18 protein-coding genes are annotated in these 14710 nt (G+C 68.4%); 5 read left to right on the forward strand and 13 right to left on the reverse strand.

Annotation, left to right across the window (positions count from 1 at the left end):
- The first annotated feature begins 1 nt into the window (after position 1).
- Both ACXPWS_RS26070 and ACXPWS_RS26075 read left to right on the forward strand, forming a co-directional pair.
- Positions 2-136: a hypothetical protein gene (locus tag ACXPWS_RS26070; RefSeq protein ID WP_458709421.1), complete on the forward strand. Its 135-nt coding sequence runs from the start codon at positions 2-4 to the stop codon at positions 134-136.
- Between the two features lie 43 nt (positions 137-179).
- Positions 180-593: a nitroreductase/quinone reductase family protein gene (locus tag ACXPWS_RS26075; RefSeq protein ID WP_458709422.1), complete on the forward strand. Its 414-nt coding sequence runs from the start codon at positions 180-182 to the stop codon at positions 591-593.
- On the opposite strand, the gene ACXPWS_RS26080 is transcribed toward ACXPWS_RS26075, so the two are convergent.
- From ACXPWS_RS26080 to ACXPWS_RS26095, 4 genes are all read right to left on the reverse strand, one after another.
- Positions 580-2025, reverse strand: coding sequence for an alpha/beta hydrolase (locus ACXPWS_RS26080; protein ID WP_458713697.1), 1446 nt, complete (start codon positions 2023-2025; stop codon positions 580-582). The two genes, ACXPWS_RS26075 and ACXPWS_RS26080, sit on opposite strands and share 14 nt — an antisense overlap.
- A gap of 95 nt (positions 2026-2120) precedes the next feature.
- Positions 2121-3236, reverse strand: coding sequence for a nitronate monooxygenase (locus tag ACXPWS_RS26085; RefSeq protein WP_458709423.1), 1116 nt, complete (start codon positions 3234-3236; stop codon positions 2121-2123).
- A gap of 43 nt (positions 3237-3279) precedes the next feature.
- On the reverse strand, positions 3280-4056 hold the full coding sequence (locus ACXPWS_RS26090) for an S-methyl-5'-thioadenosine phosphorylase (RefSeq protein WP_458709424.1): 777 nt from the start codon (positions 4054-4056) through the stop codon (positions 3280-3282).
- A gap of 37 nt (positions 4057-4093) precedes the next feature.
- Positions 4094-4327, reverse strand: coding sequence for a hypothetical protein (locus ACXPWS_RS26095; protein WP_458709425.1), 234 nt, complete (start codon positions 4325-4327; stop codon positions 4094-4096).
- A gap of 135 nt (positions 4328-4462) precedes the next feature.
- Here ACXPWS_RS26095 and ACXPWS_RS26100 point away from each other — a divergent pair, with 135 nt between their 5' ends.
- Positions 4463-5332, forward strand: a complete 870-nt coding sequence (locus ACXPWS_RS26100; RefSeq protein ID WP_458713698.1) for a 1,4-dihydroxy-2-naphthoate polyprenyltransferase — start codon at positions 4463-4465, stop codon at positions 5330-5332.
- A 1-nt stretch (position 5333) separates the two neighbouring features.
- On the opposite strand, the gene ACXPWS_RS26105 is transcribed toward ACXPWS_RS26100, so the two are convergent.
- Positions 5334-6095 carry an SDR family oxidoreductase gene (locus tag ACXPWS_RS26105; RefSeq protein WP_458709426.1) on the reverse strand — a complete coding sequence of 254 codons (762 nt, stop codon included), beginning with the start codon at positions 6093-6095 and terminating at the stop codon, positions 5334-5336.
- Positions 6096-6152: 57 nt separating this feature from the next.
- On the opposite strand from ACXPWS_RS26105, the gene ACXPWS_RS26110 reads away from it, so the two are divergent.
- Positions 6153-7061, forward strand: coding sequence for a LysR family transcriptional regulator (locus ACXPWS_RS26110; RefSeq protein WP_458709427.1), 909 nt, complete (start codon positions 6153-6155; stop codon positions 7059-7061).
- On the opposite strand, the gene ACXPWS_RS26115 is transcribed toward ACXPWS_RS26110, so the two are convergent.
- Positions 7058-7333 (reverse strand): DUF4229 domain-containing protein, encoded by a 276-nt coding sequence (locus ACXPWS_RS26115; protein WP_458713699.1) that lies wholly within the window; start codon positions 7331-7333, stop codon positions 7058-7060. The genes ACXPWS_RS26110 and ACXPWS_RS26115 overlap by 4 nt on opposite strands.
- A gap of 76 nt (positions 7334-7409) precedes the next feature.
- Here ACXPWS_RS26115 and ACXPWS_RS26120 point away from each other — a divergent pair, with 76 nt between their 5' ends.
- Positions 7410-7574 (forward strand): hypothetical protein, encoded by a 165-nt coding sequence (locus ACXPWS_RS26120; protein ID WP_458709428.1) that lies wholly within the window; start codon positions 7410-7412, stop codon positions 7572-7574.
- Between the two features lie 4 nt (positions 7575-7578).
- On the opposite strand, the gene ACXPWS_RS26125 is transcribed toward ACXPWS_RS26120, so the two are convergent.
- From ACXPWS_RS26125 to hemL, 7 genes are read right to left on the reverse strand one after another with little or no spacing between them, the layout of a single operon-like run.
- Complete coding sequence (locus tag ACXPWS_RS26125; RefSeq protein ID WP_458709429.1) at positions 7579-8793, reverse strand: MinD/ParA family ATP-binding protein; 1215 nt, start codon at positions 8791-8793, stop codon at positions 7579-7581.
- A 2-nt stretch (positions 8794-8795) separates the two neighbouring features.
- Positions 8796-9776 (reverse strand): c-type cytochrome biogenesis protein CcsB, encoded by a 981-nt coding sequence (gene ccsB / locus ACXPWS_RS26130; RefSeq protein WP_458709430.1) that lies wholly within the window; start codon positions 9774-9776, stop codon positions 8796-8798.
- Positions 9777-9783: 7 nt separating this feature from the next.
- Complete coding sequence (gene resB / locus ACXPWS_RS26135) at positions 9784-11322, reverse strand: cytochrome c biogenesis protein ResB (protein WP_458713700.1); 1539 nt, start codon at positions 11320-11322, stop codon at positions 9784-9786.
- A gap of 44 nt (positions 11323-11366) precedes the next feature.
- The gene (locus tag ACXPWS_RS26140) at positions 11367-12134 is read right to left on the reverse strand and encodes a cytochrome c biogenesis CcdA family protein (protein ID WP_458709431.1); all 768 of its coding nucleotides are present in this window, start codon (positions 12132-12134) and stop codon (positions 11367-11369) included.
- On the reverse strand, positions 12131-12712 hold the full coding sequence (locus ACXPWS_RS26145; protein WP_458709432.1) for a TlpA disulfide reductase family protein: 582 nt from the start codon (positions 12710-12712) through the stop codon (positions 12131-12133). The genes ACXPWS_RS26140 and ACXPWS_RS26145 overlap by 4 nt, the downstream gene beginning before the upstream one ends.
- Complete coding sequence (locus tag ACXPWS_RS26150) at positions 12712-13326, reverse strand: histidine phosphatase family protein (protein ID WP_458709433.1); 615 nt, start codon at positions 13324-13326, stop codon at positions 12712-12714. Before ACXPWS_RS26150 ends, ACXPWS_RS26145 begins: the two co-directional genes overlap by 1 nt.
- A complete protein-coding gene (gene hemL / locus ACXPWS_RS26155; RefSeq protein WP_458709434.1) occupies positions 13323-14630 on the reverse strand; it encodes a glutamate-1-semialdehyde 2,1-aminomutase in 1308 nt (435 codons plus the stop codon). The genes ACXPWS_RS26150 and hemL overlap by 4 nt, the downstream gene beginning before the upstream one ends.
- Positions 14631-14710 lie beyond the last annotated feature (80 nt).

A 14710-nucleotide genomic window follows, 5' to 3' on the forward strand; every position in this document is an offset into this window, starting at 1 on the left:
CATGCCACGCGGAGACGGAATTTACCGAGACGAGCCGGACGAACAGCCGGCACCGAAGACCACCGAGGACGGTGACCTGGAGAAAGACACCCCGGATGTGGACACGGGCACCCCGACCCAGGAACCGCCCGACTGAACGGTCTTGTTATTGAAAGATTGTTCTATTATCGTCGTTAACCATGAGTGACGCAGTGCGCAAGTTCAAATTCGAACGCCGACTCGGACGACTGGTGATGAACCCGGTGGTTGCCGCCTTGGACAAGGTCGGCGTACGGTCCCGCCTGATCGTCGAATTGGAGACCACCGGCGCCAAATCCGGCTTGCCGCGGCGAGTGCCATTGGCCGGCCGCGCCGACGAGTCGGGCGTCTGGGTCATCTCTCAACACGGCCGGCGCGCCGGCTGGGCGCACAACATCGCCGCCAACCCGGAGGTTCGGGTCCGGGTTGACGATCAATGGCGAAGCGGAACAGCCACTTTCGAGCCAGAAGACGATGTACGGAGCAGGGCACGCACCTTCGGCGGTTCGGCGACCGCGCTGACCATGCGGGCCATGGAGAGCGATCCGATCTCGGTCCGCATCACTTACCGGTAGCGGGTTCGGCCACGTTGGTCGGCGCCACCGCGACGGGCGCCGCCGGGAATCCGATGCGGGGCACGCCCGGGGTCCCGAGTTGACCCGCCAGCCAGGGCAGCGAATCGGTGAACGTCGACTTCGCGAACGGCCAGTCGTGTTTACCCGGTGCGGCGACCACAGCGCAGCTCATCCCCTTGGTGGTGCCGAGTGCGCACAACGAATGGGCTGCCGCCGTCTGATCACCCGGATTACCCCCGGCATCCCGGCCGCCCAGCCCCACCGCGTCGTTCGCCGCGGCCTGGTCGACTTTGCGTGGAGTCTGCGGGGTGCTGGAGATCTCGAACCATCCCGACACGCCCCGGTAGCTGTCGTGCGCGTTCATCACCGTGGTCGGATCGAACTGCGCCCACGCGGCCTCGCTGCCGCCGAACAACCGCGCCACGGTCTGTTCCTTGGTGCCGGCGACGGGCCCCAGGTCACCGGCGACGTCGACGAACGCGCTGAACAAGTCGGGATGCATGACGGTCAGGTCGACCGCACAGGTTCCGCCCATGGACCAGCCCACGATGCCCCAATTGGCCGCGGCCGGGCTCACCCCGAAGGTCGAGTTCATATAGGGCACCACATCTTTGGTGAGATGGTCGGCGACATTGCCGCGCGGCCCGTTGACGCATTCGGTGTCGTTGTTGAACGATCCGCCACTGTCGACGAACACGAACACCGGGGCGTTGCCGCCGTGCGCGGCCGCGAAATTGTCCATGGCCGCGGCGGCGTCGCCGGTGCGCAGCCAGTCGGCCGGGGTGTTGAACTCGCCGCCGATCATCATCACCGTCGGGAGTTTGGTGTCACCGGCGAACCAGGCCGGCGGCAGGTACACCAGTTCCTGACGATGCTTGAACCCCGAGGCATCGGCCGGGATGGTCACCGGCACCACGGCCCCGTGCGTGGGCACGGTGTGGCCGGCCTTCTGCGCCTGCACGGTGGCCAGATCCGTCTCGTCGGGCAGCGGCCCGGCGGTCAGCTGGTTCCATGCGGTCTGCACCGTCGGGAAGTAGCCGACCCAGAGGTTGACCGCCAGTGCCGTGCTGAGCAGACACGTCGCCACCGCCAGCGTCGACACCGCACGGCGCCACCAGCCCGCCGAGGCCCAGCCGAACACCGCGACGCCGATCGCCAGGCCACTCAAGCCGATCCACACCCAGAGTTCATCGGGTGCCGGATCGTCGGCCATGCCCTGGGCGTCGATGAACCAGTGCGCCCAGGCCGCCGCGGCGACCCCGGCCAGCAGCGCCAGCGGAATCCAGAGCACCCGCCAGCGCCGGGTGCGCCACCCGACGGCGGCCACCAGTATCGCGGCCGTCACCAGCTGGATCACGATCGGCAGCCAGCCCCGCAGCAACGACAGGCCGTGGTGATACGGATCCGCTGCAACAGCGTCGGCGAGCAGCATCGTCACACCGACATCATGACGGCGTAATCTTTACGCCCGCTGTGAGACAACGGGTTTGACGCACAGCGGGCACATATCTGCCCAGCTGACGGCCCTCAGTCGGGTAGTGACGCGCTCAGCCGCTCCGTCGCGGCGACGTAATCCTCGATGAATTCGAGTACCACGTCCCGCGCCGGCTTGACCTTGTTCATCAAACCGACACCCTGACCGACGAAATAGGTGGCCAGCGCCTGCGCCCCGTCGTGCCCCTGGGCGGCCATCGCGTCGATGCGCCGAAGCACCGGCTCGCTGAGCATGTTCTGCAACGGCAGCGGCAGCGGCTGCTGCCCACCCTTGGGCGCCCAGGCGTCGGTCCAGTCCGACACCAGCTGCCGCGACGGCTTACCGGTGCGGCCCGCCGAACGCACCGTGTCCCGTGAACTCGCGGCCAGCATCTTGGCCACCGTGTGCGGTTCGGTCTCGGCCTCTTCGGTGGTCAACCACACCGACCCGGTCCACGCCCCGGCAGCGCCGAGCGCGACCGTCGCCGCCATCTGCTTGCCGGTGACGATGCCGCCGGCAGCCAGCACGGGCACCGCATTGTCGATCGCTTCGATCACTTCGGGAACCACCACCAGCGTCGACACCTCACCGCAGTGCCCACCGGCCTCGGTGCCCTGCGCGACGATCAGGTCCACCCCCGCGGCGACCTGTTTGACGGCGTGCTCCTTGGCGCCGACCAGGGCGGCCACCGGGATGCCGTGCTCACGGCCGGCCTCGATCATGTAGTCCGGTGGCACGCCGAGCGCGTTGGCCATCAGCTTGATGGGATGGCCCAGCGCGACCTGCAGCAGATCGGCTCCGGTGCCGCCGGCCAGCACCGGCGCACCGGTACGGGGTTTGGGATCGGGCTCGATACCGTGTTCGCGCAGCAGGTTGTCGATGAAGTCGCGGTGGCCCTGCGGGATCCGGGCGGCCAGATCGTCCTTGCTGAGCTGCTCGCCCTTGCCCTCGAATTTGGCGGGCACGATGATGTCGACGCCATAGGGCTTGCCGTTGACGTGCTGGTCGATCCAGGTGAGTTCCTGCTCCAGCTGGTCAGGGGTGAAGGCGGCGCCACCCAGCACGCCGAAACCGCCCGCGTTGGTGACCGCGGCCACCACGTCGCGGCAGTGGCTGAACGCGAAGAGCGGGAAGTCGATGCCGTACTGCGTGCACAGGGCCGATGTCATCCGCTCATTATCGACACCCGTCAAGTTTGACGGAAGCCGCCCCCTACGGCAGTTCGAACGGCAACGTCACGCCCTCGTGCGCCAGACAGTGCGTGCAGGTGCGCTCGTGCGGCACGCCCGCGAGGGCTTCGCGCACCAGTTTCTTGAAGCCGACCATGTTGCGTTCGAACTCGGCGAAGACGTCGACCGCCCGCACCCCGGCGCCCTGCTCCACTCCGGCATCCAGATCGGTCACCAAAGCTATTGCTGCATAACACATTTCCAACTCACGAGCCAGCACGGCCTCGGGATAGCCGGTCATGTTGACCAAGGTGAAGCCCTGCCCGGCGAACCACCGGCTCTCGGCGCGGGTGGAAAACCGCGGACCCTGGATCACCACCATGGTGCCGCCGTCGACCACCCCGGGCAGATCGGCGGCCGCGGCCCGCAGCGCCGGGCAATAGGGGTCGGCGAAGCCGACGTGGATGCCTCCGGCGTCGAAGTAGGTGTCGCAACGCCCACTGGTGCGGTCCACCAGCTGATCGGGCACCACCATCGCGCCGGGACCGAGCTGCGGGGTCAGACTGCCGACTGCACACGGCGCGAAGATGCGTCGCACTCCCAGCGCCCGCAGCGCCCACATGTTGGCGCGGTAGGGCACGGTGTGCGGGGAGAACTCGTGGTGCACGCCATGCCGCGGCAGGAACGCGACCTCGTGCTCGCCCACGGCGCCGACGGTGATCGCGGCACTCGGCGTGCCGTACGGGGTGTCCAGGTTGATGCTGCGCGCATCAGGACCGAAGAACGAATAGAAGCCGCTGCCGCCGATTACTCCGAGCATCCGACCATTGTGGGATACGGCCGCGGTCGGTCTTGTCTCAGTCCTGCGCTGGCTGGGACAAGGTGGCCTCCACTTCGGCCTTTTCGGCGGCCTGCTTGGCGGCGTCCCTGATGGCGAACGCGTCGGTGGCCAGCCCACCGATGGCGTTCGCCACATCCTTCACCGCGGTGGTGATGATGGCCGCCACCTCACCCACGGTCGAGGCCACGGATTCGACACCTTCCTGCAGCGCATCTTTGGTGATTTCGGTCTTGCTCAGGCGGTCGGTCATGAGACAAGTGTCACGTGGCGTGCGCCACGTGACAAGGTGCCGCTCGTCACGGCGCACCGGCGACGCGTGCGACACAGGCCCAATGTCGCAGCGTGCGACACAGGCCCAATGTCGCAGCGTGCGACGATGACCCGCATGGCTACCTTTGCGCAGTGGGTGGAAGGCGCACGCCCTCGCACCCTGCCCAATGCCGTCGCCCCCGTCATCGCCGGGACCGGGGCGGCCGCGTGGCTCGGGGGCGCGGTGTGGTGGAAGGCGCTGCTGGCGCTGGTGGTGTCACTGGCCCTGATCGTCGGAGTGAACTACGCCAACGACTATTCCGACGGGATCCGCGGCACCGACGATGTGCGCTCGGGTCCGCTGCGGCTGGTGGGCTCGAAGGTGGCATCCCCGCGTGCGGTGCTCACCGCAGCCGTGATCAGCCTGCTGGTCGGCGCCGGTGCGGGCCTGGTGCTGGCAATCGCCAGCCAGCCGTGGCTGATCGCCGTCGGCGCCGCCTGTATCGCCGGGGCCTGGCTGTACACCGGCGGTTCGACGCCGTACGGCTACCGCGGACTGGGCGAGGTCGCGGTGTTCGTCTTCTTCGGACTGGTCGCCGTGTTGGGCACCCAGTACACCCAGACGTTGCGGGTGGACTGGGTCGGTCTGGCCGCCGCGGTGGCGACCGGCTGCCTGTCCTCGGCGGTGCTGGTGGCCAACAACCTGCGCGATATCCCAACCGACACCGAGTCGCAGAAGATCACCCTCGCGGTGCGCCTGGGCGATGCCCGCACCCGGGCGCTCTATCAGGCGCTCGTGGTCCTGCCCTTCGTGCTGACCCTGGTACTCATGCTGGCCACCCCGTGGTGCGCCGCGGGTCTGCTGGCCGCCCCCCTGGCGCTGCGCGCGGCTGGGCCGGTGCGGCGCGGTCTGGGCGGGCGCGAGCTGATTCCGGTGCTGCGCGACACCGGGCTGACGATGCTGGTGTGGTCGGTCGCGGTGGCGGCGGCGCTGACGTTCGGCTGAATCAGCTCGCGTGCGGATCGGCGGAGTTCAGCACCGCGACCGCATGGTCGTATTCGCCCCTGACCTCGGCGTACCGCAGGAATTTCACGTTCTCCACCTGGATCTCGTCGACATCCGGGTCGTTCTCCAGGATGCCCATCACCTCGTCGACGAAATCCTGCAACGGCATGGCCCATTCGCTTTCGGCCTGTCCCGGCAGCAGATCGGTACGGACCGCGGGCGGCTGCAATTCCTTGAACTCGACGCCCGAGCCGGCGAACTGCAGCCGCAACGACTCGGTGAGCAGATGAATGGCCGCCTTGGAGGCGTTGTAGCTCGGGGTCACCTTCAGCGGGGTGAACGCCAGGCCCGAGGACACCGTGATGACGGTGGCACCGGGCCGGGACTGCAGGTGCTCGATGAACCCGGCGAGCAGCCGGATCGGCCCCAGCACGTTGGTGGTGACGGTGGATTCCGCCGCGGCCAGGAACGACTCGGGGTGGTGCCAGTCCTCGATGTGCATCACCCCGGCCATCGCCACCAGCACGTTGAGCTCGGGATGGGCCGCCAGCACGTCGGCCGCCACAGCGGCGATGCTGGCCGGGTCCGCGGTGTCGATGCGCACCACCTCCAAGCCGTGCTCGGCGGCGATCCGGTCCAGTAGCTCGCGTCGGCGGCCGCCGACGATGACCGTGTTTCCCTTGTCCCGCAACGCAAGTGCCAACGCCAGTCCGATCCCGCTGGTGGCGCCGGGGATGAATACGGTGTTCCCGGTGATCTTCATGGGTCCAGCCTGCGGGATCTGTCGCCATCTGTCACATGCATTCTTATGATGCCTTGCATGCTCACGACGCATATCGATCGGGTGGACCTCAACCTGCTGACCCCACTGGTCGCCCTTCTCGAGGAGCGCCAGGTATCCCGGGCGGCCACCCGGGTGGGCCTGAGCCAGCCCGCGATGAGCCGGGCCTTACAGCGGCTGCGCCGGGTGCTCGACGATCCTCTGCTGATCCGCGACCCACAGGGCTTCCGGCTGTCCGCCCGGGCCGAGGAGATCTACGAACAACTCACCACCGTGGTGCCGCTCTTGCAGAATATGTTGTCGCCCAATGATTTCGACCCGAGCCAGGCCAGCCAACCGGTGAACCTGGCCGGAAGTGACTACGCCGTGGCGGTCTTCGGACCGCCGATCACCCGGCGTATCCGCGACCACTCCCCCGACTCACCGGTGCGGTTCCGCAATCTGCGCCTGGACGGGATCATCGAGCACATCCGCAGCGGCGCAGTCGATATCGGCCTCTACGGTGGTGACCTGCCCGCCGACCTGCAGTCCGCACCGCTGTTCGTCGAGACCTTCAGTTGCGTCATGGCCGCCGGCCACCCACTGGCCGCAGCACCGGCGCTCACCTTGTCCGGATACCTGCGCTACCCGCACATCGTCATCGACACCGCCGACGGCCGGCAGAGCGCCGTCGATCGACCGCTGGTCGCGCTGGACCGGCCACGGCAGGCCGCCGTCACCGTGCCCTACCACTCCGCCGCGACCGGACTGCTACCCGGAACCGATTTGATCGCAACGCTTCCCGACCGGCTCGCGGCCGGCTGGACCGAGGACACCGGGCTGGCTGCCCGGCCCGCGCCGGCCGAGATCGCCACCATGGCATACCAGATGATCTGGAATCCCGCCTTCGACAACGACCGGCGCCACCACTGGCTGCGCGGGGTGGTGCGGGCGGCGGCAGCCGACTAGGGCTCGTCGTCGCCACGCAACCGGGCCTGCAACGATTCCCGGTCCTGGCGACGGCGTTCGTCGAACTCGGCGATGCTGGCCGTGGCACGGCGTCGCAGCGGCGCGAAAACCCAGATGCCCAAGGGCAGTGCCAACACGATGGCGAACAGCACCGCCACGATCAACGGAAACTCGCGGATACCGAGGAGATGACCCGCCCCGACGATGACGACGGTGAGCACGGCGGCAAGCGCCAGCCGGGCCACAAGATAAGCTCCGACGTCACGCAGCATCCGGGAACCCGGCCGACCTTCAGACACGGGCCCGAGCCTACCCACGGCGCGTATATTCGGATCAAGGAGGTTTTCGTTGCAGTACTTACTCCTGGTCCTGATCGTGGCCGGGCTTGCATACGCGGTATGGCGGGTGGTGCGGGCTTCGGCAGATCGGCCGCGCACCCGGGTGATCGGTCCCGACGACGACCCGGACTTCCTGCGGCGTCTCGGCCACGGGGACAACAACCCCCGTAGTTAGCCCGCTACCCCGCGTTCGGGAACCCCGCCGCGACCACCGCGGCCAATTTGATCAAGGCCTCGCGGGTCTGCGGTTTGAGCCGCTCGAGGCTGATCTCGGCGCCCTCCTCCAGATGCGGATCGAACGGCACCTGCAACACCGCCCGGCAGCGCCGCGCGAAGTGATCGGTGACCTTCTGCAGGTCCACCTTGCCCGAACGCGGACGCACCGCATTCACCACCGCGATCGCATTGCGCACCATCTCCTGATGGCCATGGGCGTCCAGCCAGTCCAGGGTCGCCGACGCCGAGCGGGCACCGTCCACCGATCCCGAACTCACCACGATCAGCACATCCGCGTTGGACAGCACCGCCGCCATCGCCGAGTGCAGCATGCCGGTGCCGCAGTCGGTCAGCACCAGGCTGTAATAACGCTGCAGCACCTCCAGTGTCCTGGTGTAGTCCTGCGAGCTGAACGCCTCCGACACCGCCGGATCGCTCTCCGAGGCCAGCACCTCCAGCCGGCTGGGCCCCTGGTTGGTGTAGCGGCGGACATCGCTGTAGCTGTTGATGCCCTCGGCGTCGCGCAACAGGTGCCGCACCGTGGCCGGCGTCTCCAGCGGAACCTTCTGGCTCAGCGTGCCGCGGTCGGGATTGGCATCCACCGCGATGACGCGGTCACCGCGGGTGGAGGCGAAGGTGGCACCCAGGGTCGCGGTGATCGTGGTTTTGCCGACGCCGCCCTTGAGCGACAGCAGCGCGATCCGGTAGCAGCCCCGCAACGGGCGGCCCACCTCGCCGAGCAGGTTGTTGTAGTCGGTGACCTTCGGGCTTTCGCCCAGATTGACGGTCTTGAACGTGGCCAGGTACAGCCAGCGCCGCCAGCCACCCGACGGTGCCCGCTTCGGCTGGCCGAGCAGCGCAACCGTGGACAGATCCAGGTAGGGCGCAGGCAGCGGGAACGGGCTGGTCTGGTCGGCAGGCGGGACGGGAACATTTCCCGTCGCTGCGCTCGCCGGAACATTTCCCGTCGCTGCGCTCGCCGGAACATTTCCCGTCGCTGCGCTCGCCGGAACATTTCCCGTCGCTGCGCTCGCCTGGCCGCCACCGCCGCCACCGCCGATCACCGGAATCCCGTGCGGCGGGGTCGGCGCGGTCCACTCCGGCGGCACCTCCTGCCCCGGATCGCTGAAACGCTGCTGCCCACGGAAGTTGACGGGCTGGTCGGGTCCGAGCGGCACGGTCAGCCCACCCCGGCGTAGGAATGCAGGCCCACCGTGACCAGGTTGATGAAGAACAGGTTGAACACCATCGCCACGAAGCCGACGACGTTGATCCAGGCGGCCCTGCGGTCACGCCAGCCCGCGGTGGACCGCGCGTGCAGATATGCGGCGTACACCACCCAGGCGATGAACGACACCGTCTCCTTGGGGTCCCAACCCCAATAACGACCCCACGCCTCCTCGGCCCAGATGGCCCCGAAGATGACGCCGAAACCGAACACCGGGAACGCGAAGATGGTGGTGCGGTAGGCGATCCGGTCCAGGGTCTGCCCGTCCGGCAGCCGGCTGATCATCCGGCCCAAGCCGTTGTCCCGCTCGGCCAGCGGAGACATCTTGAGCAGGAACAGGATGCTGGCCACACCGCCCACCAGGAACACCCCGGAACCCAGGCTGACCACCGAGACGTGGATCGGCAGCCAGTAGGACTGCAGCGCGGGCATCACCGGGGCGGCGTTGGTGTACAGCCAGCGCCCGGAGACCGTCAGCAAGATCAGCACCGGCACCAGCACGAACACCCAGAGCGCGCGGAACTGTGGTTTGCGCAGCACGATCGCACCGGCGATCAGACCGGAGAAGCAGGTCAGATTGATGAATTCGTACATGTTGCCCCACGGCACCCGCGCCGTGGCCAGGCCGCGCAGCACGATGCAGGTGGCGAGCAGGGCGATACCCACGTACACCAGCGCCAGACCGGCACGGCCGACACGCTCGTCGGCCGACCGCGATGACGTCTCGGCGACGACGCCGGGTGTCAGGCTGTCGGCACCGACCCGCGATGTCGCGGCGGCCCCGACCAATTCGCGGGCCTCGACCTTGCGGCCCCGCGAGTACGCCAGTTCGACGGCCAGCAGCAGCAGCGCGACCACCAGCACGACCACCGATGACGTGTACGCCCAGTCCGAATAGCGGGACAATTCGATGTCGATGTGCGTTGTATTCATGCGCGCGTCACTCTTCTCCCAGCAGCTTCACGGTGAGCCGCTCGAACTCGTCACCCCACCCGGAGTTGTCGGTCCGGGCCAGACCCCCCAGCTCGACGCTTACGGTACCCGCCGGGCCGGGACGCAGCCGCACCCACACGCGACGCCGGCGCACCACCAGCGACACCAGCAGCCCGCCCATCATCGACATGGCGAACACCAGCACCCACAGCTGCGCCGGATCGTGGGAAACCTGCAGGTTGATGAACGGCACCGCGCCGTCGAACCGGATGGTGGTGCCGTCGTCCAGCCGGGTCTGCTCGCCGGCCTTGAGGTTGACCCGGGCCTGTTTGGTCAGCCGGCCCTGGCCGATCAGCCGCGGGTCGAGGGTGAACAGCGACTGTGGGCGCCCGGTGTCCAGCCCGGCGTCACCGCGGTAGATGTCGATGGCCACCGCGGGATCGTTGAGTGCCGGGAAACTGGAGGACAGCAGGGTGCCGTCGAGCCGTTCGGTCGGGGCGAACAGGCCCTGCACGGCGATCTGGTGTTTGCGACGCTCGTCGGGGTCGGGATAGGTGCCCCCGGGCGGATCGACCCGGATCACCCCGGAGGACAGCAGGGTCAGCGGATCGTCGGGGCGCCACTGCACCGTGGTGGTGCGCGTACGGCCGTCCGGGAAGGTCACCGTGAACGTCGGCGCGTAGCCGTGGCCCTGCAGGTACACCCGGTTCCCGCCGATACGCAGCGGGTGGTTGACCTCGAGACGGTACGGCTGCCAGGTGTCGGTGTTCAGCGCGGCACCGTCCTGGTAGCGGATATTGGCCGCGAAGCTGACGGCCTGACCGCTGGGCAGGTACTCGGCGTCGAAATCGTTGACCTGCAAGCAGATCGGGTACAGCGCGGTGCCGTCGACGGTGTTGCCGGCGCGGAACGAGTCGAAGGCGGCCGGTGAGGCCGAACAGAATCCGGGGCCGCCGTCGGCGATCACGATGACGTTGCCCTCGTAGCCGAACAGCTTGCCCGCGGCGACCGCCACCAGCAGGCCCAGCAAGGAGAAATGGAAGACGATGTTGCCGAACTCGCGCAGGTAACCCTTCTCCGCCGAGATTTCGGTGACGTCGCCGTCGTGGCGGGTGGTGCGCCGCCAGCCCTTCAGCCGATCGGTCATGGTGGCGGCCAGCGCCTCGGCGGCACCGTCGATCTCGGTTTCGTGATGCTTGGGCAGCCGCGCCAGGTTGCGCGGGGCGGCCACCGGCGTCGCCCGCAGACTTCGCATGTGCTCGGCCAGTCGTGGGGTCAGACAGCCCACCAGCGAGACGAACAACAGCACGTAGATCGAGGTGAACCAGAAACTGGAGAACACGTCGAAGGCCTGGACCTTGTCCAGCCACGGCCCGATGGTCGAGTGCTGGGCCAGGTACTCGTCGACCTTGGCGGCGTTGAGGCTGCGCTGCGGCAGCAAGGCGCCCGGAATGGCGCCCAGCGCGAGCAGGAACAGCAGCACCAGCGCGGTGCCCATGGAGGTCAGGGTCCGCCAGGTGTTACGGATCAGCGCCCAGACCTTCATCAGTCCCCGGGTCGGTGCGCTCTTGCCCGCCGGCTGGACGGCCGTCATATCGGAAGCCTCACATCACTGACGAACGCGTCGCGTACCCACGCCACGAAATCGCCCCACAACCCGGTGACCAACGCGACGCCGACGGCGATCATCAGCACGCCGCCGAAGATCTGGATGCCCCGGGTGTGCGCGCGCAGCCAGCCCAGCCCGCGCACCGCGCGCGACGAGCCGAAGGCCAGCAGCACGAACGGCACCCCGAGACCCAGGCAGTACGCGATCACCAGGGCGATGCCGCGCACCACCGCGGACCCTTCGGTGGCCGATGCCACCGCGATGACCGCGGTCAGCGTCGGCCCCAGGCACGGCGTCCAGCCCAGCGCGAACACCGCGCCGAGCAGCGGTGCGCCGCCCAGCGTCGACAGCTGACGCGGGGCGAAGCGTGCCTCACGCTGCAGCAACGGGATGAAGCCGACAAAGATCAGGCCCATCGCAATGGTGACCACCCCGCCGATACGTTGCAGCAGGGCCTCATTGGTGATCACCGCCGTCGTCATGCCGAGCACCGCGACGCTGCCGAGCAGGAACACCGACGTGAAGCCCGCGACGAACAGTGCGGCCGCGCCGACCACCCGCCACCTGCCGGCCCGTGACCCGCCGGACACCGGGCCCTCGCTGACCCCGACCACACCCGCCAGATAGGACAGATAGCCGGGCACCAGCGGCACAACACAGGGCGACGCGAAGGACACCAGGCCGGCCAGCACGCTGACCCCCAGGGCCAGCAGCACCGGGCCGTTGGCTACGACGTCGGCGGGGTTCACCGCTCGGCAGCCAGACGCTGGACCACCGGCAGTAGATCGGCGGCCAGCAGCTCGCGCAGGAACACCGCGGCCACCCGGTGCTGTCGGTCCAGCACGACGGTGGACGGGATGACGGTGGTCGGGTACTTCCCGCCGAACGCGATCATGGTGCGCATCGGCGGGTCATAGATCGACGGGAAGCCGACCTTGCGGTCGATGACGAAATCCTTTGCGGCATCCCGGTTGTAATCCCGTACGTCGATACCCAGGAATGCGACGCCGAGGTTGCGGGTCTGTTGGTACACCTGCTCCAATTGCGGGATCTCCGAGCGGCAGGGGCCGCACCACTGCCCCCACACGTTGATGACGACAACCTTGCCCGCGAAGTCGTCCAGCGACAGCGTGCGGTTGGGGTCCATCAGATCGGGTCCGGCGAGTTTGCCTGGGGTACCGCGTTTTTCGGCCGGATCGTAGAAGATGTCGGTCTTGCCCCCGGGGGCGACGAATTCGAAGGTGCCACCCTGAGCCACGGCGTCGTCACCGGTGGAACAACCGGTGAGCACGGCCAGCAACAGTGTCAGGGTAACGAGGATGCGCACTACAGACCCCAGGGCTCCGTATAGGCCCACCGGATCAGCTCGTCACCGTCGAAGACGAAGGAGGTGATCGACGACAGATTGCACAACCGGCTGTGCGGCAGCGGCAGATGCGCCAGCTTGCGCCCGGTCATGGCCCGCCGCAGCGTCTCGACCGGCAACTGATGGCTGACGCAGACCGCTTCGTGCCCTTCGGCTTTCGCGCGGGCCCGGTGCAGCGCCGCCGTCATCCGCGGGGCGATCTCGTCATACGGCTCGCCCCAGGATGGCTTGCGCGGGTTGCGCAGCTTCGGCCAGTTGCGCGGGTCGCGCAGCGCCCCGTCGCCGGGGGCCACCCGCTCACCCTCGAACTGGTTCCACGATTCGATGAGGTCCCCGTCGGTGTCGATGGACAGACCGTGCTTCTCGGCGATCGGCGCGGCGGTCTCCTGCGCGCGTTCCAGTGGGGAGGCCACCACATAGGTGATGTCGTGGGTGGCCAGCCAATCCGCGGCGGCCCGGGCCTGCGCCCGGCCGCGGTCGGACAGGTGGTAGCCAGGCAGCCGGCCGTAGAGCACTTTCTCCGGGTTGAACACCTCACCGTGGCGCATCACGTGCACCGTCGTTCTCTGTGTCACCGGGTGACCTCGGCGGCCGCCCGGGCCGCGTGCGGCAGCGCGGCGGCGATGTGTTCGAAGGCGGCGTCGTCCAGAGCCGTTGACACGAACCAGGTTTCGAACGCGCTGCACGGCGGGTAGACACCGGCGTCCAGCAGCGCGTGGAAGAAGGCCGGATAACGCCAGGTCTCGGTGGCCTTCGCGGTGGCGAAGTCGGTCGGCGCGACATCACCGAAGAACACCGTGAGAAAGTTGCCGGCCCGCGAAATATGGTGCGCCACCGAGGCTTCGGTGAGCGCATCGGTGAGCAACCCGGCCAGCCGGTCGGCGTTGGCGTCCAGCGTGGCGTAGGCGGCGTCGTCGGCGGCGGCCAGCGTCGCCAGGCCGGCGGCCATCGCGACCGGATTTCCGGACAGGGTGCCGGCCTGGTACACCGGGCCGAGCGGGGCTAACCGCTCCATCACCTCGGCGCGGCCACCGAACGCGGCCGCAGGGAGCCCACCGCTCATCACCTTGCCGAAGGTGAAGATATCGGCGTCCACAGGATCCAGGCCGTACCAACCCGACCGGTGCACCCGGAAACCCGTCATCACCTCATCGAGGATCAACAGCGCGCCGTGCTCGGCGGTGATCCGGCGCAGCGCGGCGTTGTAGCCGGGCCGCGGAGCGACCGTGCCCATGTTGCCGGGACTGGCTTCGCTGATGACGCAGGCGATCTGCTCGCCGTGCGCGGCGAACACCTCTTCGACGGCGGCGACGTCGTTGTAGGGCAGCACGATGGTGTCCGCGGCGGCCGCCCCTGTGACACCGGGTGAGGACGGCAGGCCCAGCGTCGCCACCCCCGAGCCGGCGTCGGCCAGCAGGGCGTCACTGTGGCCGTGATAGCAACCGGAGAACTTGATGATCTTCGGTCGGCCGGTGTAGCCACGGGCCAGCCGGATGGCGCTCATGGTGGCCTCGGTGCCGGAGTTCACGAACCGGATGCGCTGCACCGGGGCGACGCGCTCGATGATGGCGCGGGCCAGCTCGGTCTCCGCCGGCGTCGGGGCGCCGAAGGACAGCCCGTCGGCGGCGACCCGCTGCACCGCCTCCACCACGGCGGGGTGGGCGTGGCCCAGGATCATCGGCCCCCAGGAACACACCAGGTCGACGTAGTGGTTGCCGTCCGCGTCGGTCAGCCGGCTGCCGCCGGCTTTGGTGATGAACCGTGGGGTGCCGCCGACCGCGCTGAAGGCCCGCACCGGCGAGTTCACGCCGCCGGGGATGACCGAGGACGCGTCGGCGAACAATGCAGCGGAGGCCGACACGGATACGGCACTTGTCATGGAGACCAGTGTCCCAGCCGCACGGGAAACGCAAACTACAGGGTGTAGTGGGCACACCCGGTGACCGTCCCGGGCACCTC

This window comes from Mycobacterium sp. BMJ-28 (assembly GCF_054404835.1).